This window comes from Kitasatospora sp. NPDC001119 (assembly GCF_053598475.1).
Map to the genome: position 1 here is coordinate 19,748 of NZ_JBSFKI010000060.1, position 22,666 is coordinate 42,413.

21 protein-coding genes are annotated in these 22,666 nt (G+C 74.8%); 8 read left to right on the forward strand and 13 right to left on the reverse strand.

Annotated features, from left to right (window positions below; translation table 11 throughout):
• The first annotated feature begins 30 nt into the window (after positions 1-30).
• Positions 31-990 (forward strand): 2-phospho-L-lactate transferase, encoded by a 960-nt coding sequence (gene cofD, locus ACWDD9_RS40685; RefSeq protein WP_049657261.1) that lies wholly within the window; start codon positions 31-33, stop codon positions 988-990.
• The gene (locus tag ACWDD9_RS40690; RefSeq protein ID WP_380777146.1) at positions 987-2,279 is read left to right on the forward strand and encodes a coenzyme F420-0:L-glutamate ligase; all 1,293 of its coding nucleotides are present in this window, start codon (positions 987-989) and stop codon (positions 2,277-2,279) included. The genes cofD and ACWDD9_RS40690 overlap by 4 nt, the downstream gene beginning before the upstream one ends.
• A gap of 15 nt (positions 2,280-2,294) precedes the next feature.
• Here the strand turns inward: ACWDD9_RS40690 and ACWDD9_RS40695 are convergent, their stop codons facing one another.
• A complete protein-coding gene (locus ACWDD9_RS40695; RefSeq protein ID WP_449814394.1) occupies positions 2,295-3,206 on the reverse strand; it encodes a DNA-3-methyladenine glycosylase family protein in 912 nt (303 codons plus the stop codon).
• 85 nt (positions 3,207-3,291) lie between these two features.
• Positions 3,292-4,419 carry a peptidoglycan recognition protein family protein gene (locus ACWDD9_RS40700; RefSeq protein WP_449814395.1) on the reverse strand — a complete coding sequence of 376 codons (1,128 nt, stop codon included), beginning with the start codon at positions 4,417-4,419 and terminating at the stop codon, positions 3,292-3,294.
• Between the two features lie 104 nt (positions 4,420-4,523).
• Here ACWDD9_RS40700 and ACWDD9_RS40705 point away from each other — a divergent pair, with 104 nt between their 5' ends.
• The 3 genes from ACWDD9_RS40705 (at position 4,524) to ACWDD9_RS40715 (ending at position 8,459) form a co-directional block, all read left to right on the forward strand.
• Positions 4,524-5,315: a TIGR03089 family protein gene (locus tag ACWDD9_RS40705; protein WP_049660500.1), complete on the forward strand. Its 792-nt coding sequence runs from the start codon at positions 4,524-4,526 to the stop codon at positions 5,313-5,315.
• 36 nt (positions 5,316-5,351) lie between these two features.
• Positions 5,352-6,650 (forward strand): LCP family protein, encoded by a 1,299-nt coding sequence (locus ACWDD9_RS40710; protein WP_117488090.1) that lies wholly within the window; start codon positions 5,352-5,354, stop codon positions 6,648-6,650.
• A 225-nt stretch (positions 6,651-6,875) separates the two neighbouring features.
• A complete protein-coding gene (locus tag ACWDD9_RS40715) occupies positions 6,876-8,459 on the forward strand; it encodes an LCP family protein (protein WP_449814396.1) in 1,584 nt (527 codons plus the stop codon).
• On the opposite strand, the gene ACWDD9_RS40720 is transcribed toward ACWDD9_RS40715, so the two are convergent.
• The 6 genes from ACWDD9_RS40720 to ssuE form a co-directional block, all read right to left on the reverse strand.
• Positions 8,460-9,074 (reverse strand): acyltransferase, encoded by a 615-nt coding sequence (locus ACWDD9_RS40720; protein ID WP_449814397.1) that lies wholly within the window; start codon positions 9,072-9,074, stop codon positions 8,460-8,462.
• A gap of 116 nt (positions 9,075-9,190) precedes the next feature.
• Positions 9,191-10,231 carry a glycosyltransferase family 2 protein gene (locus ACWDD9_RS40725; RefSeq protein ID WP_049659498.1) on the reverse strand — a complete coding sequence of 347 codons (1,041 nt, stop codon included), beginning with the start codon at positions 10,229-10,231 and terminating at the stop codon, positions 9,191-9,193.
• A gap of 161 nt (positions 10,232-10,392) precedes the next feature.
• Positions 10,393-12,384, reverse strand: coding sequence for a hypothetical protein (locus tag ACWDD9_RS40730; protein ID WP_380777150.1), 1,992 nt, complete (start codon positions 12,382-12,384; stop codon positions 10,393-10,395).
• Between the two features lie 224 nt (positions 12,385-12,608).
• A complete protein-coding gene (locus ACWDD9_RS40735; RefSeq protein WP_449814401.1) occupies positions 12,609-15,179 on the reverse strand; it encodes an ABC transporter permease in 2,571 nt (856 codons plus the stop codon).
• A gap of 16 nt (positions 15,180-15,195) precedes the next feature.
• The gene (locus ACWDD9_RS40740) at positions 15,196-15,984 is read right to left on the reverse strand and encodes an ABC transporter ATP-binding protein (protein WP_049658694.1); all 789 of its coding nucleotides are present in this window, start codon (positions 15,982-15,984) and stop codon (positions 15,196-15,198) included.
• Between the two features lie 325 nt (positions 15,985-16,309).
• Positions 16,310-16,864, reverse strand: coding sequence for an NADPH-dependent FMN reductase (ssuE, locus tag ACWDD9_RS40745; RefSeq protein WP_049658692.1), 555 nt, complete (start codon positions 16,862-16,864; stop codon positions 16,310-16,312).
• A gap of 819 nt (positions 16,865-17,683) precedes the next feature.
• Between ssuE and ACWDD9_RS40750 the strand changes: the two genes are divergently transcribed.
• Positions 17,684-18,652, forward strand: coding sequence for an LCP family protein (locus ACWDD9_RS40750; protein ID WP_387831195.1), 969 nt, complete (start codon positions 17,684-17,686; stop codon positions 18,650-18,652).
• Between the two features lie 38 nt (positions 18,653-18,690).
• Positions 18,691-19,176 (forward strand): LbetaH domain-containing protein, encoded by a 486-nt coding sequence (locus ACWDD9_RS40755; protein WP_049650010.1) that lies wholly within the window; start codon positions 18,691-18,693, stop codon positions 19,174-19,176.
• A 31-nt stretch (positions 19,177-19,207) separates the two neighbouring features.
• On the opposite strand, the gene ACWDD9_RS40760 is transcribed toward ACWDD9_RS40755, so the two are convergent.
• Both ACWDD9_RS40760 and ACWDD9_RS40765 read right to left on the reverse strand, forming a co-directional pair.
• Positions 19,208-19,789, reverse strand: a complete 582-nt coding sequence (locus ACWDD9_RS40760; RefSeq protein WP_049650011.1) for a hypothetical protein — start codon at positions 19,787-19,789, stop codon at positions 19,208-19,210.
• A 295-nt stretch (positions 19,790-20,084) separates the two neighbouring features.
• Complete coding sequence (locus tag ACWDD9_RS40765) at positions 20,085-20,579, reverse strand: peptidylprolyl isomerase (protein ID WP_449814398.1); 495 nt, start codon at positions 20,577-20,579, stop codon at positions 20,085-20,087.
• A 217-nt stretch (positions 20,580-20,796) separates the two neighbouring features.
• Between ACWDD9_RS40765 and ACWDD9_RS40770 the strand changes: the two genes are divergently transcribed.
• Complete coding sequence (locus tag ACWDD9_RS40770) at positions 20,797-21,174, forward strand: MerR family transcriptional regulator (protein WP_049650041.1); 378 nt, start codon at positions 20,797-20,799, stop codon at positions 21,172-21,174.
• A 36-nt stretch (positions 21,175-21,210) separates the two neighbouring features.
• On the opposite strand, the gene ACWDD9_RS40775 is transcribed toward ACWDD9_RS40770, so the two are convergent.
• The 3 genes from ACWDD9_RS40775 to ACWDD9_RS40785 form a co-directional block, all read right to left on the reverse strand.
• Complete coding sequence (locus ACWDD9_RS40775; protein ID WP_449814399.1) at positions 21,211-21,870, reverse strand: class I SAM-dependent methyltransferase; 660 nt, start codon at positions 21,868-21,870, stop codon at positions 21,211-21,213.
• 51 nt (positions 21,871-21,921) lie between these two features.
• On the reverse strand, positions 21,922-22,425 hold the full coding sequence (locus ACWDD9_RS40780) for a GNAT family N-acetyltransferase (protein WP_449814400.1): 504 nt from the start codon (positions 22,423-22,425) through the stop codon (positions 21,922-21,924).
• A gap of 106 nt (positions 22,426-22,531) precedes the next feature.
• The coding region (locus ACWDD9_RS40785; protein WP_364745010.1) for an acyl-CoA dehydrogenase family protein at positions 22,532-22,666 on the reverse strand (135 nt) is incomplete at its 5' end.

Here is a 22,666-nt window from a genome sequence, read left to right on the forward strand (position 1 = left end):
GGAAAGTCGGACCGTGGCAGGATGAACCCCATGCGCATCGTGGCACTGGCAGGCGGAATCGGCGGGGCGCGCTTCCTGCGCGGACTCCTCGCGGCGGTCGGACCGCAGGACGAGATCACCGTCATCGGCAACACCGGCGACGACATCCACCTCTACGGCCTCAAGGTCTGCCCCGACCTCGACACCGTGATGTACACCCTCGGCGGCGGCATCCACGAGGAACAGGGCTGGGGCCGGACCGACGAGACCTGGTCCATCAAGGCCGAGATGAAGGAGTACGGCGTCGGCCCCGAGTGGTTCGGGCTCGGCGACCGCGACTTCGCCACCCACCTCGTGCGCAGCCAGATGCTCACCGCCGGGTACAGCCTCAGCCAGGTCACCGAGGCGCTGTGCGTGCGCTGGAAGCCGGGCGTGCGGCTGCTGCCGATGAGCGACGACCGGGTCGAGACCCACGTGCGGATCACCGACGAGCAGGGCACCCGGGCGGTCCACTTCCAGGAGTACTGGGTCCGGCTGCACGCCGAGGTGGACGCCGAGGCGATCGTCCCGGTCGGCGCGGACACCGCCAAGCCCGCGCCCGGTGTGCTGGAGGCGATCGCCGAGGCGGACGTCATCCTCTTCCCGCCGTCCAACCCGGTGGTCTCGATCGGCACCATCCTCGCCGTCCCCGGCATCCGGGAGGCGGTCGCCGCCGCGCCCGCGCCGGTGGTCGGGCTCTCCCCGATCATCGGCGGGGCGCCGGTGCGCGGCATGGCCGACAAGGTGCTCGCCGCCGTCGGCGTCGAGGCCACGGCGGAGGCGGTCGCGCTCGACTACGGCGCGGCGCTCGTCGACGGGTGGCTGGTGGACACCGTGGACGAGGCCTCGGTGGCCGCCGTCGAGGCCGCCGGGATCGCCTGCCGGGCCGTCCCGCTGCTGATGACCGACGTCGAGGCCACCGCCGAGATGGCGCGGGCGGCGCTCGCGCTGGCCGAGCAGGTGCGCAAGTGACGCTGGAGGTCCTCGGCGTCGAGGGGCTGCCCGAGGTCGCGGCCGGGGCGGACCTCGGCGAGCTCATCGCCAAGGCGGGGACGTACCAGGACGGCGACATCCTGCTGGTCACCTCGAAGATCGTCAGCAAGGCCGAGGGCCGACTGCTGCACGCCGCCGACCGCGAGGCCGCGATCGACGCCGAGACCGTCCGGGTGGTCGCCCGGCGCGGGCCGGTCCGGATCGTGGAGAACCGCAACGGCCTCGTCATGGCCGCCGCCGGGGTCGACGCCTCCAACACCGCCCCCGGCACCGTGCTGCTGCTGCCCGAGGACCCGGACGCCTCCGCCCGGGCGCTGCGGGCCCGGCTCCAGCGGCTCACCGGCCGCCGGCTCGCCGTCGTCGTCACCGACACCTTCGGCCGGCCCTGGCGCAACGGGCTGACCGACGTGGCGATCGGCGCCGCGGGCCTCTCCGTCCTGGAGGACCACCGCGGCCGCACCGACAGCCACGGCAACCGGCTGGAGATGACCGTCACCGCGACGGCCGACGAACTCGCCGCCGCCGCCGACCTGGTGAAGGGCAAGGCCAGCGGCGTCCCGGTCGCCGTCGTGCGCGGACTCGGACACCTCGTCACCGCCGAGGACGGCGACGGCGCCCGGCCGCTGGTCCGGCCCGCCGTCGACGACATGTTCCGGCTCGGCACCTCCGAGGCGCTGCGGCAGGCCGTCACCCTGCGGCGCACCGTCCGCTCCTTCACCACCGAGCCGGTCGACCCGGCCGCCGTCCGCCGCGCCGTCGCCGCCGCCGTCACCGCGCCCGCCCCGCACCACACCACGCCCTGGCGGTTCGTGCTGCTGGAGTCGGCGGACACCCGGGTCCGGCTGCTCGACGCGATGCTCGCCGCCTGGCAGCGCGACCTGCGCGAACTCGACGGCTGGGACGAGGCGAAGATCGCCCGGCGCACCGCCCGCGGCGACGTCCTGCGCGACGCCCCGTACCTGGTGGTGCCCTGCCTGGTGACGGACGGCTCGCACGACTACCCGGACCCGCGCCGGGCCGCCGCCGAACGGGAGATGTTCACCGTCGCCGCCGGCGCCGCCGTGCAGAACCTGCTGGTCGCGCTCACCGGCGAGGGGTACGGCTCCGCCTGGGTCTCGTCCACCATGTTCTGCCGCGACACCGTGCGGGAGGCGCTGGACCTCCCCCAGGGGTGGGACCCGATGGGTGCCGTCGCCGTCGGCCGCCCGGCGGAGGCGCCGAAGGTCCGTCCGGAACGCGACGCGGGGGCCTTCATCACCGTCCGGTAGCGGCAGCCGCCGGGGTCAGCGGTGGCGGTGGTCGTTGGGGGTCAGCCGGGGGCCGTAGCGGGGGGCGTGGGCGGCCGTGGCCAGCAGGAGGCGGCAGACCCGGTGGCGCTGAGGGCGGTAGGGCTCCAGGAGCGCGAGCATCTGGGCGTCGTCGCTGCGGGGGCGGCCGGCCAGCGCCCAGCCGACCAGGTTGGGCAGGTGGAAGTCCCCGACCGAGACCGCGTCCGGGTCGCCGTTGCTGCGCTGCAGCGTCTCGGCGGCCGTCCAGGGCCCGATGCCGGGGACGGCGGTGAGGCGGGCGAAGGCCTCCTCGTGGCCCATGGCCGAGGCCTCCTCCAGCCGCGGCGCCAGGCGGACGGCGCGCACGACCGTGCCCGAGCGCTTCGGGTCCACGCCCGCCCGGTGCCACTCCCAGCTCGGCACCAGTGCCCACTCGCGGGCCGACGGCGCCACCCGCATGCCCTCGGCCGGGCCCGGCGCCGGGGTGCCGAAGTCCCGCAGCAGGAGGCGCCAGGCGCGGTAGGCCTCGTCGGTGGTGACCTTCTGCTCCAGGATCGCCGGGACCAGCGACTCCAGCACCAGGCCCGTCCTGGTCAGCCGGACCCCGGCGGTACGGCGCTGGGCGTCCCGCAGCGGGCCGGGCGGCAGGACCAGCGCCTCCGGGGCGTCCTCGGCGCCGAGCAGGGCGGGGAGGCGGTCGAGGAGCCAGTCCGCGCCGGGGCCCCAGGCGCTCGCCTCGACCTCGCCGGCGGCCGGACGCGGCAGCACCCGCAGGGTGCCGATGCCGCCCGGGGTGCGGGAGGCGCGCCAGACGGCGCCGTCGCCGGTGCTGCGGTACGCCGGGTCGGCGGGGCCGCGGCGCAGCGGGAGCAGGGTGCGGGCGACGTCCAGCGGGAAGTCCGGGCGCCAGCGCCGTACCGCTTCCACCGCCGTCGCCTCCCGGGTCGCCTCCGGACATGAACGATACGCGGGGGGTCGGACAGCGCGGGAGGGACGGCGGAGGGCCCCGGGGTCAGCGGGTCTGGAGGCGGGCCGCCGCGGCGCGCAGGGCGGGGAGGCGGGCGTAGAGGGCGTTGCCGGGGCACTCGGTGTCGAAGGCGTCGCGGTGGCCGGAGACGGCGTCGAAGTCGACGGTGCTGCCCTTGGGGTAGCGGCTGGCGTCCGAGGAGGAGGTGAGGCGGGCGCGGCCGTCGGCGGGGCGGGCGGCGAGGCCGAGCTTCCAGGCGGCGAGGGCGGCGAGGCCGTCGAGGAGGGGGCGGGACGGCTGGTCGCTGGTGTAGGTGCCGAGGGCGGCGACGCCGGCGGAGTCGGTGTTGAAGCCGAGGGTGTGGGCGCCGTGGACGGGCTGGTCGACGCCGCCGGCCCGGCCCTCGTAGACGGTGCCGCAGCGGTCGACCAGGAAGTTGTAGCCGATGTCCCGCCAGCCGTTGGTCTTCACGTGGTACTGGTAGATCGCCCGGACCACCCGGGGCGCGTCGGCGCAGGCGTAGTCGGTGGTGGTGGCGGTGTGGTGGACGAAGACCTCGCGGACCGGGCCGGTGTACTCGAACTCCGGGTCGCGCAGCGACTCGTCGGCGCCCCAGCCGGCCCGGGTGACGATCCTCGGGCGCGGGGCCTGCCCCTTGGCCGGCCCGGCGGGCGGCGCGGTCGGCGGTTCCGCGGGCAGGGTCCGTACGGCGGCCGGGGCGGCGCCGCGTCCCGGGTCGACCAGGTCGAGCCGCAGTCCGGGCGGTGCTCCGGCGGGCCCGGGCCGGAACTCGACGGCGACGCCGTCGCTGCGGCCGGTCCAGAGCGGGGCGGTGGCGCCGTGCGCCGTGTGGTCGGGGCCGTCCTCGGCGTCGGCCTCCAGCCGGTGCCAGCCGCTCCAGCGGCCGGTGGCCGCGTCCCGGGTGCGGACCCGGAGCACCGCGCCGGCGAGGGCGTCCGCCGGGCCGTCCCAGCCGAGGCCGAGGAGTTCGAACGGTACGGTGCCGCGCGGGGCGAGGCCGGTCCCGGCGGGCAGCGGGAGCGTGGTGGTGGAGCCGCCGCCGGCGAAGTCGTGGCGGCGCGGGGCGGACGAGGGGGTCGCACCGGCGGCGGGCTGGAGCAGGAGGGCGGCGGTGCAGCCGGCGAGCAGGGCGGCCGGAAGTGAGAGGCGCATAAACCGGATCGTCGCCGCAAACCGGACCGCCCGCCACGCCGCTCCGCGCCCGTTCGGCCGCCCCTCCCGACCTCCCACCCGAAGGCCGTAGGCTGGGGCGCACCATGACTGCGCCCTTCGCTGCCGACGCCCGCACCCCCGTCGAGCTGCTGCACGCATTCCTGCGCGGCGGCACGCCTTCGGTCGATCCCGCGGCCCCTCTGGTCACCTTCTACGACGACGCCACCGGCGAACGGGTGGAGCTGTCCGCCCGGACCTTCGACAACTGGGTGGCCAAGACGGCCAACCTCCTCCAGGACGAGCTGAACGCCGGCCCCGGCGACCGGGCGGCGCTGCTGCTGCCCGCCCACTGGCAGAGCGCCGTCTGGCTGCTGGCCTGCTGGTCGGTCGGGGTGACGGCGGTGCCGGGCGGCGACCCGGCCGCCGCCGACCTGGTGGTCAGCGGCCCGGACGGACTGGAGGCCGCCCAGGCCTGCGAGGGCGAGCGGGTCGCGCTCGCCCTGCGTCCGCTCGGCGGCCGCTTCCCGCAGCGCCCGGACGGCTTCCTCGACTACGCCGCCGAGGTGCCCGGCCAGGGCGACCGCTTCGCCCCGTACTCCCCCGTCGCCCCGGAGGGGCCGGCGCTGGAGACCGCGGTGGACGGGCTGCCGCTGAAGCTGACGGGCGAGCAGACCGTGGCGCTGGCCCGGGAGGGGGCGGCACGGCTCGGCCTGAAGCCCGGCGACCGCGTGCTGTCCACCCTCTCGTACGACGACTGGACCGGTCTGGAGGCCGGTCTGCTGGCACCGCTGGCGGCCGGCGCCTCGGTGGTGCTCTGCCGCAACTCGCAGGCGCTGGACGCCGGGCAGTGGGAGAAGCGGACCGAATCCGAACGGGTGACACTGCGCCTCGGCTAACCCCCGGCCCGGGCCCGGCGGGTAGGGATCGCTGCCATGGCCGAGGACGACACCGAGCACCCCCCGACCGCCACTCCCCCGACGAACGGCGCGGCCCAGGACGGCCCGCCGACGGACACCCCTCCGGGCGGGAGCGGACGCCCGCGCAGGCGCCGGCGGTGGCTGATGATCACCGCCGGCGCCGTCGCGTTCCTGCTGGTCGCCACCGGGGTGCTGCTCTGGATCGCCTACCGCACGCTGGACGGCAACATCCGCGCGGACTCGGCCACCGACCGGCTGCTCGCCAAACTGGAGGCCGAGCGGCCGAGCCGCACCGCCGGGGCGCGGGGCGCCGAGAACCTCCTGCTGATCGGCAGTGACGACCGCTCCGGCGCGAACGGCTCGTACGGCGGCGAGCCGGGCAGCCAGCGCTCGGACACCACGATCCTGCTGCACCTGGCCGCCGACCGCAGGCACGCGACGGCGGTCTCCGTGCCGCGGGACGTCATGGTCACCGTCCCCGCCTGCGAGAAGCCGGACGGCACCCGCAGCAGGCCCGCGCTGATGCAGTTCAACTGGGCCTTCGAGACGGGCGGTCCGGCCTGCTCGATCCGGGCCGTCGAGCAGTTGAGCGGCATCCGGATCGACCACTACGTGATCCTCGACTTCAGCGGCTTCAAGACGATGGTGGACGCGATCGGCGGGGTCGAGGTGTGCGTGCCGCAGCCGATCCACGACAAGGACGCCAAGCTCGACCTGGCCGCCGGCCGGCGGACCCTGCACGGCGAGCAGGCCCTCGGCTACGTCCGGGCCAGGGAGAGCCTGGGCGACGGCAGCGACACCCAGCGCATGGGCCGTCAGCAGCAGTTCCTGGCCGCGCTGATCCGCAAGGTGCAGTCGCAGGGCGTGCTGCTGAACCCGGCGAAGCTGTGGCCAGTGCTGGACGCCGCGACCTCCTCGGTCCGGGCGGACGGCGCGCTGTCCTCGCTCGGCGCGCTGTACGACCTCACCCAGGACCTGCGCGGCATCCCCTCGGCGGACGTGGTCTTCCTGACCGCGCCGCGCCGCCCGTACCGCTACGACTCGGACCGGGACGAGTTCGTGCAGCCGCAGACCGGCCAGCTGTTCGCGGCGCTGCGGGACGACCGGCCGGTCGCCGTCCGGGCGCCCGGGTCCACGCCGTCCCCGGGGCCGGTCCCGGGGGCGGGCCGCTCGCCGGCGGCGGGGCCGGGGGCGGGCGCCGGGAGCCAGCCGACGGCCGAGGTGGCGGCGCTGGCGAACGCGTCACCCTCGGCGGGCGCCGCGCCCACCTTCGAGGGACGCACCGCCGACGTGGACGCCTGCGCCCAGCACTGAGCCGGGCACCCCCGGCCGCCCCGGCCGCCCCCGGGCCGGCCGCGCCGACCGATCCGGACGCTTCCGCAATTGGTCGGCCACGTACGGTATTTACCTCCGCATTGCCGGAACATGGCGGAGATCACACCGGGAACGACTCCCGCGTTCGGCTCGTCTACTGTGTCCGGATCGGCCCGTCCGTACGGGCGGTCCACAGCCGTGACCGGTCGAAGGTAGGGAACCCCCGTGCACGAGGAGCAACCGGAAACCGGACGGTACCGGGTGGACCCGGCCCCCGGCGTCCCCCGGCAGCGCCGCGGGGCCGCCGCACCGACCGCCGAGGAGCCCGCCGCACCGGCCCCGGAGGGCCGCCGGGACACCCGTCGGCGGGCCGCCGCGCTCGCCAGGCGCAGCCGGCGCCGACGGGCCCTCAAGTGGACGGCCGGGGCGGGCGCCCTGGTGATGGTCGCGGGCTGCGGCGGGGCGTACTACCTGTACCGGCACTTCAACGACAACCTGACCTCGGTCAAGGTCCAGCTGGGCGACGAGTCCGAGCGCCCGCCGGCCGCCGGGGACGCGCTGAACGTCCTGGTGATCGGCACGGACAGCCGGGAGGGCCTCGGCCGGGAGTACGGCGACGAGGGCAGCACCGGGCACGCCGACACCACCCTGCTGTTCCACATCGCCAAGGACCGCACCAACGCGACGGTGATCAGCCTCCCGCGCGACCTGATGCTGCCGATCCCGGAGTGCCAGAGCACCCAGGGGAAGAAGATCCCCGGCTCGGCGCGGGAGGAGTTCAACAACAGCCTCGGCCAGGCGGGGCGCGACGCGGGCTGCACCTGGAAGACCGTCGAGAAGAACACCGGGATCCGGGTCGACCACTTCGTGCAGGTCAACTTCGAGGCGGTGAAGAGCCTGTCCACCGCCGTCGGCGGGGTCGAGGTCTGCGCGGCCAAGGACATCAACGACTCCGGCTCCCACCTCAAGATGACCAAGGGCCGGCACGTGGTCCAGGGCGAGGAGGCGCTGGCCTTCGTCCGCACCCGGCACGCGGTCGGCCAGGGCGGCGACCTCACCCGGATCCCGCTCCAGCAGCAGTTCATCAGCTCGATGATCCGCAAGATCAAGAGCGACGACACCCTGACCAGCCCGACCAAGCTCTACAAGCTCGCGGACGCCGCCACCAAGGCGCTCACCGTGGACTCCGGCATCGGCAGCGTGGACAAGCTCAAGGACCTCGCGCTGGACATCGGCAAGGTCGACACCAAGAACATCACCTTCACCACCGCGCCCGTCCTGGACGACCCCAAGGACGAGAACCGGGTGATCCTCAAGCAGCCGGACGCCGGGCAGCTGTTCGCGATGGTCGCGGCCGACCGCTCGCTGACCGAGACCGCCGCCCCGCCCGCCCCCGAGGCACCGGCCCCCACCACGCCGGCCGCCACCCTCCCGGCGATCCACCTCAAGACCGCCCAGCTGACGGTCCGCAACGGCAGCGGCAAGCGCGGACAGTCCGGGCCGACCGTGGAGAAGCTCCGGGCGAAGGGCTTCGACCGGGCCGCGGTGGGCAGCGACGCACCGCCCGCCGACACCACCACGGTGTCCTACCCGAGCGGCATGGAGGCCGAGGCCGGCGCCCTGGCCGCCGCCCTCGGCCTGCCCGGCGACGCCGTCCGGCCGGCCGAGAAGTCCGACCCGAAGAACGGGCTGCTGCTGGTGCTCGGCAAGGACGTGCTGACCGCCCCCGCCACCCCGGCGGTGCCCACCGAGGCGCCCGAGGACCTCCAGCGGGTGCAGGCGGACGACACCGACGTCTGCGCCAAGTAGCTACAGCGGTACGAGGGTTCCGTCCTGCTCGCGGTAGCGCTCGGCGGTCCGGGGGCACTGCCAGCCGCCGTCCCCGGCGGGCCGCAGCGGCTCGCCGGCCCGGCCCACCCAGCCGATCCGGCGGGCCGGGACACCGGCGACCAGGGCGAAGTCCGGGACGTCCCGGTGCACCACGGCGCCGGCCGCGACCAGGGCCCAGCGGCCGACCGTCACCCCGGCGACCAGCACCGCCCGGCCGCCGATCGAGCAGCCGTGACGGAGCGTCACCCCTTCGGCACACCAGTCGAGTTGGCCCTTGGGGCGGCCGTCGGGGGTGACCGCGCGCGGGTACCGGTCGTTGGTGAGGACGGCGGCCGGGCCGATGAACACCCCGTCCTCGACCACCGCCGGCTCGTACACCAGCGCGTGGTTCTGCACCTTGACCCGGTCCCCGATCCGGACGCCGGGGCCGACGTACGCGCCGCGGCCGATCACGCAGTCCGCGCCGACCACCGCGTCCTCGCGGACCTGGGCGAGGTGCCAGACCGTCGTCCCGGCGCCGATCGCGGCCCGTTCGTCGACGTCCGCGCTCGGCTCGATCCGGGCCGCGCCCGACCCGCCCTCAACTGTCGCCATGCGCACCGACGATAGCGGTGCCGAGAAGGGTGCCGGACGGGTTCCGGGCGGTGCCACCGAGAAGGCGTCGAGAAGGCGCCGGGGCGGCTGCCGAAACGAATCGGCGGATCCGCGGATCAGCCGGTCTTCGAGAGCACGTCCTTGGCGGCCGGGCCGACGCTGGCGATCACTCTCCGGGCCAGCGAGCGCGGTGAGGTCAGGAAGCCGAAGCCCCAGCTGAGGTGCATGGTCGCGAAGGCCACCGGCAGCAGCGCCTTGGCCTTGAACGACAGGCCGCGCCCCTCGACCGCCGCGCCGCCGAGGATGCCCAGCAGGTACGCGCCGGGCACCGCGAGGAAGGCCGGGTGGACGGCGGCGCCGAGCCCCAGCCCGAGCAGGACCGCCGCCAGCGCGGCCGGCGGGGCGAGGTAGCGCAGGTTGACCGAGCCCCGGTGGTAGCGGGTGACCACCCGGCGCCAGCGGCCGTAGTCCTTGTACTGCTTGGCCAGCGCCCGCACCGAGGGGCGGGGCCGGTACGTCACCTTGAGCTGCGGGGTGAACCAGACCAGGCCGCCGTCCTGGCGGATCCGGTAGTTCAGCTCCCAGTCCTGGGCGCGGATGAACTCCTCGTTGTAGCCGCCGAGCTTCTCCAGCACCTCGCGCCGGAACACCCCGAGGTAGACGGTGTCCGCCGGGCCGGCCAGGCCGCCGGTGTGGAAGGCCGCGTTCCCGACGCCGATCTTGGAGGTCATCGCGGCGGCGACCGCGTTCTCCCACTCGGTCTCGCCCTCGGCGTGCATGATGCCGCCGACGTTGGCCGCGTCCATCTCGCCGAGCAGCCGGACCGCCGTGGTGATGTAGCCGGGGGTGAGCAGGCCGTGGCCGTCCACGCGCACGACTATCGGGTGCCGGGAGCCCCGGATCGCGGCGTTCAGCCCGGCCGGCGTCCGGCCGGTGGGGTTCGCCACCGTCCGCACCCGCGGGTCCTCGGCCACCAGCTCGGCCGCGATCTCCGCGGTGCGGTCGGTGGAGGGACCGAGGGCGATCACCACCTCCATCGGCCCGGGGTACTCCTGGTCCAGGATGCGCCGGACCGCCGTGCGCAGGTGACGTTCCTCGTTGAGCACCGGCATGATCACGGAAACAGCCGGCAGCTCCTCAGCAGCCTTGGTGTTCATCGGGGCCAACCGTACCGGTGCGGACGTGTCCTCGTCTTGTCCCGGTCCGGGCTGCCGGGGACGCCTCGCGGTGCCGCGCCGGTGCTGTGATCAAGAACACCGTACTCCCCCTTACGCGCAGGCCGGAAGCGGTGTGGATCCGGTGGCGGTCCGGGGTGGGTTCAGAGTGCGTAGTGGGCGACGGTGAACACCGCGTAGCCGGTCAGCGCGAGCCGGTTCACCAGGTGCTGGGGGCCGCCCAGCCGGTCCGGCAGGGCCTGTGCCGGGCGCAGGTCGGGGCGGTGGGCGGCGGTGGCGACGGTCCGGGCCACCGCGCCCGGGTCGTACCGGCCGCCGAAGAGGGCGGCCAGCCAGACCGCCGGGCGGCTGAAGAAGGAGAACTCCCGCCCGCCGTGCAGCCGGATGGTGAGCAGGTTCCGGTGCGCCGCCGCCGCCGAGATCTCCGCCCACCGGTAGCAGCGGGTGCGCAGCGCGGTGGCCACCCGCAGGCCGTTGCGGTCGGCGACCAGCTGCCAGGACAGCGTCTGGGCGCAGGCCAGGATCGCCAGCGAGCCGATCCACAGCGGGCGCAGCAGCCCCTCCCACCAGCCGTCGTCGTCGAGCAGCACCACGGCGGCGGCGACCACCAGGGCCGCCACCGGTCCGGCGGCCGCGCGCAGCGGCAGCGGCATCTCCCAGCGGCGGGCGGCCAGCGGCTCGGCGTCCGGACCGGCCGCCGGGGCGGCGGCGACGGTCTCGGCGGTCAGCGCGGCGACGGCCAGGTCGCGCTCGCGGTAGCGCCCGGAGCGCCGGCCGACGCGCGGGGGCCGGGCGGCGGGGGCGACCACGGCCGCCACCCAGTGCGGGTCGCCGTCCAGCAGGCCGGGGCGGACCAGGAGCTGGTGGTCGGGCCCGTCCGGGCCGCCGTACAGCACGGCGGGCACGCTGCGGCCGGCCCGGGCCAGCCACTCGGCGGCCTCGGCCGGGGTCGCCCGGTCGAACAGCTCCCAGTGCTCCTCCTCGTCCTCGTCGTGGTCGAGCACCGGGTCGGGGTAGTCGGCGTCCTCGTCCTCGGTCTCCAGGTGTTCGGGCACCCAGGCCGGGGCCGCGCCGTCCGGGGCGGCGTTCCGGGCCCAGCGGTAGCGGTCGCGCTCGACCAGCCGCCAGAGCCCGGGGCCGTCCGGCGGGCCGTCCAGCGGCAGCACCAGCAGGTCGCCGCGGGCGTCGGCGCGCACCCGGACGGCCAGCGCGGGGCCGGCTCCGGCGAAGGCGGGCCTGCCCCGGCGGGCGCTCGCGACGGCGGCCGAGCCGAGCAGCACCAGGCCGGGCAGGGCGATCAGGCCGCCGGCGGCCAGCTGGCCGGAGACGTCGTAGTCGTCGCCCAGGGCGCGCACCGAGTCGCCGTCCACCAGCAGCGGGACGGGCTCGCCGGGCTGCGGCCGGCGCTGCCACCAGACGTCCAGGGCGGCGGTGCGCTCGGGGCCGCCGCCGGGCGGCTGGAAGCGGACGGTCAGCGCGCCGTCCCGGTCGCTCCCGTCCGCGGTGCCGGTCACCCGGGTGGCCCGCTCGGCGGCGCCGTCCGCCCGGGCCTGCGCCCAGAGGCCGTACACCGGGAAGGCCGCGGCGACCACCAGCAGCAGGACTCCGAGGGCGCGGCGCAGCACGGGCGGGCCGTCCCGGTGGACGGGCGAGGGCCCGCCCGCGGCGCTCCAGGGATAGGGGACGGGCGGGGCCATCAGCTCGTCCAGCTGCTGGCGGGCGCGGCGGCGGCCGGACTCGGCGCCGAGCAGGACGGCGGTGAGCAGCACGTGCAGCAGCACCGCCGACCAGCGGGCGACCGGGGTGACCAGGCCCTCCGGGAGGTACCAGAGCAGCGCCAGGACGACCGGCGGGACGAGCACCCGGACCCGGGCCCTGGTGGCCAGCAGGACGATCTCGGCCAGCACCGACCAGCCGGCCAGCCCCGAGCCCCAGGTGTCCCGGCAGACGTTCTGGACGTTGCACCGGCCCACGTCCGGCTCCACCGCGCCGGCCAGGACCACGAACGCGAGCGGCACCAGCGCGAGCCAGCGGCCGTCCAGTCGCCAGGCGGTCCGGGCGGCGCGCCAGCGGGCGGCGGCCGCGCTGGTGAGGGGCGCTGCGCTGGGCAGGGGCGGGGCGTCCGAGGGGAGCATCGGACGATCATCCCAGCACCCGGGAAACGGACGGTACGCCCGCCGGACCGGCCCGGACCTGCGGGGGCGGGGCACGGCGCAGGGGCCGGGTGCTGTGCGCACCCGGCCCCTGTCCCCCGTGCCCCCCGGTCCCCCGTGGGTCCCCCCGTTTCCCCCGTTCCCCCGTGGGTCCCCCCGTTCCCCCGTTCCCCCGTGGTCCGGGCCCGGCGCCCCCCGGCGCCGGGTCAGTCCGTCGCGATGGCCGCGAGGACGTTCATGCGTCCGGCCCGGAAGGCCGGGACGAGTGCGGCGAACAGGCCGATCAGCACCGAGGCGACCAGCGTGACCGCCACCGTGACGGTCGGGACGGAGAGCGTCCCGAGGCCCTGGTCCCGCAGCACCCGCTGGGCGGTGACGCCCCAGCCGAGGCCCAGTCCGGTGCCGAGGACGGCGCCGAACACCGCGATCACCACGGACTCCAGCCGGATCATCCGGCGCAGCTGGCGGCGGGAGAGCCCGATCGCCCGCAGCAGGCCGATCTCGCGGGTCCGCTCGACCACCGACAGCGCCAGGGTGTTGACCACGCCGAGCACCGCGACCGTGATCGAGAGGGCGACCAGCCCGTAGATCAGGTAGAGCAGGGTGTTGATCTGGGACTGGGCGAGCTCCTTGTAGCCGGCCCGGTCCTTGATGGTGAGCTGCGGGTACTCCTTCAGCCCGTCCTCCAGCGCGGTCAGCGTCCGGTCGACGTCGGCGCCCTGGGAGGCCTTGGCGAAGAAGGTCCACACCGGCGGCTGCTCGGCGGCCGGGACGACCTTCTCCATGGTGTCCATGGCCACGAAGGAGCCGTCGCCGAACAGCTCGCCCTTGCCGAAGACCGCGCCGACCGGCACCGTCTGGGTGCGGCCCTGGCCGTAGTCGACGGTGACCTGGTCGCCGACCTTCAGGCCGTGGTCCTTGGCGAAGGCGGCGCCGATCCCCAGCGAGCCGCGCTGGAGCGAGTCCACCGCACCGGAGTCGACGGTCGGCCGGAAGTCGGTGCCGAAGAAGGACGGCGGCACGGCGGTCAGCGGGGTCTTGGCCTTCTGCCCGTCCGGCAGCTGGACCTTGGCGGCGAAGAACCGCTGGGTGGTGACGTGGTCGATGCCCGGGGTCTTCCGGACCGCGTCCGTCATCTCGGGGGTGATCGCGGTACGGCCGCCGGAGACGATGTAGTCCGCGCCCACAGACTTGTCGATCTGCGCGCTGGTCGAGGTGACGGCCGAGGAGCTGAACACCGCGGAGGCGATCACCAGCGCCAGGCCGATCATCAGCGCGGCGGCGGTGGCGCCGGTGCGGCGCGGGTTGCGCATCGCGTTGCGCTGGGCGAGCCTGCCGGACGGGCCGAACAGCGCCGGCAGCAGCGCGCCGAGCACCCGGACGACGGCCGAGGCCAGCAGCGGGCCGAGCACCACGAAGCCGATCAGGGTGAGCACCACGCCGAGGCCCAGGTACCGGCCGCCGGTGGCCGCCTTCTCCGCCCCCGCGCCGAGCACCAGCACCGCGCCGCCGCCCGCCGTCAGCAGCAGGCCGAGGCCGGTGCGGACGAGGTTGGCCCGGGCCTCCGCCGGGGTGCCGTGGTCGCGCAGCGCGGCCATCGGCGAGATCCGGCTCGCCCGGCGGGCCGGGAACCAGGCCGCGACCAGGGTGACCACGATGCCCAGCGCGTACCCGGCGACGAACACGTCCGGCCCGATCTGCAGGTCGGCCGCCTCCAGGTCCATGCCGATCGCCGTCATCAGCTTGATCAGGCCGACCGCCACGCCCAGGCCGGCCGCGACCCCGAGGGTCGAGCCGAGCACGCCCAGGATCAGCGCCTCGACCAGCACCGAGCGGTTGACCTGCCGCCGGCTGCCGCCGATGGCGCGCAGCAGGCCGATCTCCCGGGTGCGCTGGGCGACCAGCATCGAGAAGGTGTTGACGATCAGGAAGGCGCCGACGATCGCCGAGACGAAGGCGAAGCCGAGCATCGCGTACTTCATGAAGCCGAGGCCCTTGCCGACCTGCTCGCTGCGGTCGGCCTTCTGCTCGGCCGCCGTCTTCACCTGGTACCCGCCGCCGAGCTGGGCCAGCGCGTCGGCCTTGAGCCGGTCGTCGCCGCGGCTGCCGTCGCCGTACGCCTCGACGGTGCTGAAGGCCGGCTCGCCGAGCAGTGCCTGCTGGGCGGTCGGGGTGTCCAGGAAGCCGAGCGCCGCGCCCGGGTTGGTGGTGGTGAAGGTGCCGATGCCGACGATGGTGAAGTCGTGCCGGCCGAGGGGGTTCTCGACCCTGAGCGTGTCGCCGAGGGCGAGCTTGGCCTTCTTCACGGTGTCCGCGTCCAGCAGCAGCTCGGTCGGGCCGCGCGGCGTGTGGCCGGAGGTGACCTTCAGCGGGTTGCCCGGGGTGTCGGTCCAGTTGCCGAGCAGGGTGGGCGCGCCGGTGGTCGGGCCGACCAGCTTGTTGGTGGCCGGGTTGATCATGACGGCGTTCTCGACCAGGACCTGGCCGACAGCGCTCTTCACCCCGGGCAGCGCGGCGACCTGCCGCTCCAGCGCGACCGGGACGGTCGGCGGCTTGACGGCGGCCTGCTGCTCCTCGTCCTCGGCCGGCTTGGGCGGCTGGACCGAGACGTCGGAGGAGGTCGCGGCGAAGAGCTTGTCGAAGGTGCCGGTGGCGGTGTTGGAGAACACCAGGGTGCCGGAGACGAAGGCCACCGACAGCACGACGGCGATGAGCGAGAGCGCCATCCGGCCCTTGTGGGCGAGGAAGCTCCGCAGTGAGGTCTTGAGCAGCATGATGGTGTCGTCCCGCCGCTCAGCTGGTGCGCTTGCCGTCGAAACGGCGCATGCGTTCGAGGACGGAGTCGGCGGTGGGCGCGTACATCTCGTCCACGATCACGCCGTCGGCGAGGAAGAGCACGCGGTCCGCGTAGCCGGCGGCGACCGGGTCGTGGGTGACCATCACGATGGTCTGGCCCAGCTCGTCCACCGAGCGGCGCAGGAAGGTCAGCACCTCGGCGCCGGACCGGGAGTCCAGGTTCCCGGTGGGCTCGTCGCCGAAGATGATCTCGGGCCGGGCGGCCAGTGCCCGGGCCACCGCGACGCGCTGCTGCTGGCCGCCGGAGAGCTGGGCGGGGCGGTGCTTGAGCCGGCCGGACAGGCCGACCGTCTCCACCACCTGGTCCAGCCAGGCCTGGTCGGGCCTGCGCCCGGCGATGTCCATCGGGAGCGTGATGTTCTCCAGCGCGTTCAGCGTCGGGAGCAGGTTGAAGGCCTGGAAGATGAAGCCGATCTTGTCGCGCCGGAGCCTGGTGAGCTGCTTGTCCTTCAGGCCGGTGATCTCGGTGTCGCCGATCCGGATCTGCCCGGAGGTGACCGTGTCGAGGCCCGCCAGGCAGTGCATCAGGGTGGACTTGCCGGAGCCCGACGGCCCCATGATCGCGGTGAACCGGCCGCGCTGGATGTCGACGTCGACCGCGTCGAGCGCGGTCACCCTGGTCTCACCCGAGCCGTACGCCTTGGTGACCTGACGGGCCGACGCGGCGACGGCGGGCGCCCCGCCGGGAAGCTGGGGGTCGTACACGGCTGCTGCTGCCGTCGTCACTGGGACACTCCTAAGGAAGATGCGCTCACCCGTTGGCCCCCAGCCTCACGGGCCCGCCCGCCGCGCGACATGGCGCGGGCGGTAGTCCTCGACCGGGAGTTGTCTCCACCCTCCCGGTGGACCTGGCCACCGGACCCGGCGCAACCGGGCCGCTTCCTGGCGGGTGGGGATGTGTGAACCACGTTAGGAGTCGGCGGCGGAGCGCTCGTCATCCGCCGGAATGAAGCCTCTCAACCAAGGTTCTACGGGCCGCGGAGCGGCTCCCCCTAGGGGTCGCCGCGGCCCGTCTCGGGGACGCCCCGTACGGGCCGGCGGCGACGGTCCGTCAGCTCGTCAGCGCGGGTGCGGCCAGCCGCTCCAGGGCCGTGGCGAAGCCGTCCACGACCGGGGCCAGCAGCGTTTCGGTCTCGCGCTCCACCAGGGTCGTCCCGTCCTCCCGGGCGGTGATGTGGCGGTCGAGCACGAACCAGCCCTGGGTGATGTGGCCGGCGCCCATCGAGCTGAGCACCGGGCGCAGCGCGTAGTCCACCGCGAGGACGTGCGCGGGCGAGCCGCCGGTGGCGAGCGGCAGGACGGCCTTGCCGGCCAGGGCGTACTGCGGGAGCACGTCCAGCAGGGCCTTCAGCAGGCCCGAGTAGGCGGCCTTGTAGACGGGGGTGCCGACGACCACGCCGTCGGCGCGGGCGAACAGCTCGGTGACGGCGACGATCTCGGGGTGGTCGAAGTCGCCCGACAGCAGCGCGTGCGCGGGCAGGCTGCGGGCCTCGAAGGGGACGACGTGGTGGCCGCGCTCCGCCAGCCGCGCGTCGACGTGGCGCAGCAGGCGGGTGGTGCGGGAGGTGGCGGACGGGGAGCCGGAAACGGACAGGACGACGGCCATGGGTTTCACCTCTGGCTGGAAGCGGGGCGGCGCGGTGCGGCGGAGTGCGGCGGCGGGGGAAGGCGCCGCGGTGGGGGCCGGTACCGGGGGCGGTGCGGGAACGGTGCGGGGGGCGTTGCGGGGCACCGGGGCGCTACGTCGGCGGACGTGCGGGGCCTGCGGGGAGTACGGGGACCCGACGGGCGCGTGTCAGCCGCGACAGAGCGAACAGGCCACACCGCGCCGCAGGTCGACGTGCCGCCGACGCGTGAGTGCCCAACGCTGATCCATGCCTGGAATGCAAACACGCTGTGTTCGAGCTGGTCAAGAAACGTTTCAGCCGCTGGAACGGCGGGTGTCCGGATGTTTCGGCGGAACGATTCGGGGCGTGCATCAAAACTGCTACAAGAGGCCTGGTGGGCCCCCCGGGGGGAGTCAGCCCGACCGGGGTCGGGCATCCTCGTCGGCATGAACACGTGGCAGGAGGGCCGCCCGGGGGGCGGCGGGAACCCGTACGGCGGCAGCGGTGGAGGCGGCTCGGCCGAGCCGCCGCTGCCGTCCTCGCTGAACCCGCGCGGGCCGGGGGCGGCCGCGCCACGGCAGCCGCGACAGCCCGGGGGGCAGCCGGGGCAACCGGGGCAGTCCCGGCTGGGCGGCGTCCCGCCGCAGGGGGCCGGCGCACCCGGCGCCCGCCCCGGCGGCCCGGGGCGCCCCGGTGGTCCCGGCGGTCCCGATGGCCAGGGTGGTCAGGGTGGTCAGGGCCGCCCCGGCGGCCCCGGCGGCCCCGGCGGCACCCGCCCGCCCGGTGCCCAGGCCCGGCGCTGGCCGCGGCGGCGGATCGTGAAGTGGTCGGTATTCGGCCTGCTGATCGCCGTCATGGTGACCGCCGTCTCCACCTGGTTCTGGGCGGACTCCAAGCTCAACCACGAGAACGTGCTCGCCGACTACCCCGGCCGCCCCGCCGCGGGCAAGGGCACCAACTGGCTGATCGTCGGCTCCGACAGCCGCCAGGGCCTCACCGACTCCGAGCAGGACGACCTGCACACCGGGCACGACACCGAGGGCAAGCGCAGCGACTCGATGATGATCCTGCACGTCGGGGACAACGGGAACACCCTGATGAGCATCCCGCGCGACTCCTGGGTGCCGATCCCCGAGCACCCGGGCAGCAACGGCAAGCCGGTCAAGGGCACCACCGCGAAGATCAACTCGGCCTTCGGCAACGGCGGCGGCCGCCTGCTGGTCCAGACCGTCGAGCAGAACACCGGCATACGGATCGACCACTACGCCGAGATCGGCTTCGGCGGTTTCGTCGGCATCGTCGACTCGATCGGCGGCGTCGAGATGAAGATCGACCAGGACGTCAAGGACAAGGACTCCGGGCTCGACCTCAAGGCCGGCGACCAGACCCTCACCGGCAAGCAGGCCCTGGCCTTCGTCCGCCAGCGCCACCAGATGGCCGACCAGGACCTCGGCCGGATGCGCAACCAGCAGAAGTTCCTCGGCGCCCTCGCCCACCAGGCCGCCTCCCCGGGCAACCTGATGAACCCGTTCACCTTCTACCCGCTGGTCGACTCCGCGCTCGGCACCCTGATCGTCGACGAGGACTGCGGGCTGACCGACCTCGGCTCGCTCTTCCTCGCCATGAAGGACGTCAACGGCGGCAGCGGCAAGTCGCTGACCGTGCCGATCGGCAACCCGGACTACCGGACCAAGACCGGCGAGTCCGCCGTGCTCTGGGACGCCGGCAAGTCCAAGCAGGTCTTCGACGCCTTCAAGAACGACACCGCGGTGCCGGAGTTCAAGTAGTCGGCCACTTCGCGTGACCGCTCCACCACAATGAGTGGATGCCACTCGTCACCGCACTGATCCGCCGCCGTCGCCACCGCCTCCTGGGCCGCCTGGTCCAGGAGGCGCTCGCGCTGTACGGGATGGAGGTGCCCGCCGCCTGCGAGATCGGGCCCGGGCTGATGGTCTTCCACCGCGGCTTCGGCACCGTGCTGCACCCGTACACCACCCTCGGCGCCGGCGTGACGCTCTACAACGGCGTGACCATCGGCCGGGCCGACCCCTGGGTGCCGCAGGAGGAGAGCGCGATGCGGCGGGTGGTGGTCGAGGACGGGGCGGTGCTGTGCGCGGGCGCCAAGGTGGTGTGCAAGGAGGGCGTGCTGACCGTCGGCGCGGGCACCGTCGTCGGGGCCAACGCGGTGCTCACCCGCTCGACCGGCCCCGGCGAGATCTGGGCCGGCGCACCGGCGCGCAAGGTGGGGACGCGGGCGGGCGACTGGGGGCCCGCGGCGGCACCGGCCCGGCCCGCTCCGAGCCCCGCCTGAACGCGCGGGGGTACGGGACGTGCCATGCGGCCTAGACGTACGGCAGCAGGCCGGTGCCGCACTCCGGGAAGCGGACCAGCCACTCCCCCTCGCCGCCGGCCGCCTCCTCGGTCGCGCCCGAGAAGCCGTAGTGGATCGGCTGCCCGTCGCCGCCCAGCCACCGCGCGTGGGTCAGCTGCACCGACAGCGAGGCCGGGCGGTGCGCGGCGGCGGCCGCCGACACGGGCGGCGCGGGCTGCTCCAGCACCAGCTCGTGCTCGGTCTCGCCCGGCCGGAAGGTCACCACGGTCTCGGTGCCCGGGCGGCGCGGGAAGGCGCCCGCCGGGTCCGTCCAGTACGCGGCGACCATCACCGCGAGGGTGCCCTCCAGGCTGCCGGTGTCCGGCCGCACGTACTCCTCGTCCGCGATCCAGCGGGAGTGGTGGCGGACCTCCTCCGGGCCCCACCGCTCGTCCCAGCGCACCCAGTAGCCCGCCACCCGCTTGACGGTCATGCCCTCGCGGGCGACCCGGACGGCGAACCGCGCCGGGCCGACCGGCTCGCAGCCGGCCAGGGAGACCACCGTCACCTGTTCGTAGGTCACCTCGCCGTCGTCGGCGCCCTGCTCCATCATCGGTCAACCACCTTGCCGCAGAGTCGAGTTCGGCCGCGGCTGGGGCCGCGTCCGAATCGAGCGTAGGGCTCCGGCGCAGGCAGGCCGCACGATTGCCCGGTTCCGGCCCGGACGGCCGCGCTCCGGGCTACCCTGCCCGCCGCACGGCGGCGCCCGGCGCGAAAAGGGGGCGGGAACCGGGCGGCGTCCGGGTGCGGGCGCGGGTACGGGGGCGGACGCGAAACCGCCCCGGAGCGGGAGATCGGAAGATCCGACGTCCCGCTCCGGGGCGGTGCGTGCCAGGTGGCGGCGGTGCTTAGGCGACCACGCCGGACTTGGCGATGGTGATCTTGGCCGAGGTGCGGCCGCTCTGCGAGCCGAGGCCCTCGATCTTCTTGACCAGATCCATGCCCTCGACGACCTCGCCGAAGACGACGTGCTTGCCGTCCAGCCAGTCGGTGACGATGGTGGTGATGAAGAACTGCGAGCCGTTGGTGTTGCGGCCGGCGTTGGCCATCGACAGCAGACCCGGGCGGTCGTGCTTCATCTTGAAGTTCTCGTCGGCGAACTTCTCGCCGTAGATGCTCTTGCCACCGGTGCCGTTGTGGTTGGTGAAGTCACCACCCTGGAGCATGAAGGCCGGGATCACGCGGTGGAAGCCGGAGCCCTCGTAGCCGAAGCCGTTCTGGCCGGTGGCCAGCTCGCGGAAGTTCTGGGCGGTCTTGGGGACGACGTCGTCGTAGAGCTTGAAGACGATCCGGCCGGCCGCCTCGCCGTTGATCTCGATGTCGAAGAAAACGTTGGAAGACATGCAGGGATCATGGCACGATCGCCTGTTCCTCGCGCGTCACCCCCGGTCGGGCCGGGCCGGACACCGCTGTGTTATCCGGTTCCGCCCCCCTCGCCGGGACCGGGAAGCTACCATCGATGTCAGGTTTTCGGGCGGCCCGATCCGCGACGGCGGGCGGGGCCGGTGAACGGCGACGGCGGACGGCGACGGCGGCACGGGACGGGACGGGGTGGACGGCATGCGGATCGGCGAACTGGCCCGGCGGACGGGTGTGAGCGAGCGCTCGCTGCGCTACTACGAGCAGCAGGGCCTGCTGGCCGCCCGCCGCACCGAGGGCGGCCACCGGGAGTACCCGGAGGCCGCCGTCGACCGGGTGGTGCACATCCAGGAGCTGTTCGCGGCCGGACTGCACAGCCGGACCATCTACAAGATCCTCCCCTGCATGCGGGACTCCGACGGCAGCCCGAACGAGATCGCCACCCCGCTCCTGGTGGAGGAGCTCACCGCGGAGCGCCAGCGGATCGACCGGACGATCGACGACCTGCTCCGCTCCCGCGAGGTGCTGGACGAGGTGATCGCGACCGCCTCCGGGCAGCCGTCGGCCCCGGCCGCCTGACGTGCGGCCGTCGGCGCCCGGCATCCGGCCTCCGGTTCAGCCCCCGGCCACCGGCTTGCGGGCCAGCAGGTAGGCCTGCGGGGTCCTCTCGTCGCCCTCCGGCTCCCGGACCGTACGGGAGGTGACCGGCAGGCCGGCCTCCCGGGCCAGCTCCTCGACGTGCTCCGGCCGCAGCCGGCGGAAGTCCAGCGACACCGGCTGCCCGAACGGCCGCTCCAGGTGCAGGGGCCGGTCGCCGACCTGGAAGGCGAGCATCAGGTGGCCGCCGGGGGCGAGCACCCGGGCGAACTCGGCGAACACCTCGGGGAGCCGATCCGCCGGGGTGTGGATGATCGAGTACCAGGCCACCACGCCGGTCAACTCCCCGTCCCGGAAGGGGAGGTCGAACATCGAGCCGACGCTGAACGGCACCTCCGGGTGGGCCTTCCGGGCCAGCTCGACCATCCGCGGCGAGAGGTCGATCCCGTGCACGTCCACGCCGAGGCCGTACAGGGGGCCGGTCATCCGGCCCGGGCCGCAGCCGACTTCGGCCGTCCTGCCGTCCGGCCGCTCGGCGCGGACCAGGTCGGCGAAGAGCGCCAGCATCGCCCGGTCCATCGGCATGCGGTCCAGCGCGTCCCGGAAGAGATCGGTGTACTCGGTGGCGACGGCGTCGTAGAACGCCCTGGTCTCGGTGAGGAAGCCCGGCTCGGTCATGGCCCCGGACCCTACCCGGCGGCCGCCGGCCCGCGGCAGGCCGTGGCGGTCCTACAACTCCCGTTCGGCGACGGCCTGGTCGCCGCTGAGCTCGCCGGTCGGGCGGAAGCCGAGGCGGGCGTAGAACTCCGCCGGGCCGTCCGGGCCCGGGTGGTAGGTGACGGTGGCGCGGGTGCCGCCGCGGCGGCGGATCTCGGCGCAGACCTGCTCGACGGCGAAGCGGCCGTACCCGCCGCGCTGCTGCCCGGCGTCGACCAGCAGCCGCCACAGGCCGGAGCGGGGGCGGTCGCCGGGGCGGTCGGGGTGGAAGACGATGTCGAAGAAGGCCATCACGAAGCCGACCGGCCGCCCGTCCTCCAGGATCAGCCGGGGCCAGGCCGTCTCCCCGTACGCGTACGCCTCGGCCAGCGACTTCACCACCGGCGCCACCAGGTGCTCCTGGTCGGGGCGGACCCGCAGGGCGAGGGCGGCGTCGACGTTCTCGGGGGTGATCGGGGCCAGGCTGAGCGTGGCGGGCGGTGCGGGCGGGGTCGTCGCGGCGGGCGTGGAGGACATGGCGGGCAGCCTACGGAGCGCGGCCACCCGCCGTCGCACGGTTTTCCGGCCCCCGACCGCGGACGGGCGATCGGGGGCCGTGGCTGTACGCCGGTGTGTGTGCGCGTTACGGGAGGTTGCGGGCCATCACGATCCGCTGGACCTGGTTGGTCCCCTCGTAGATCTGCGTGATCTTCGCGTCCCGCATCATCCGCTCCACCGGGTAGTCCCGCGTGTACCCGTACCCGCCCAGCAACTGCAC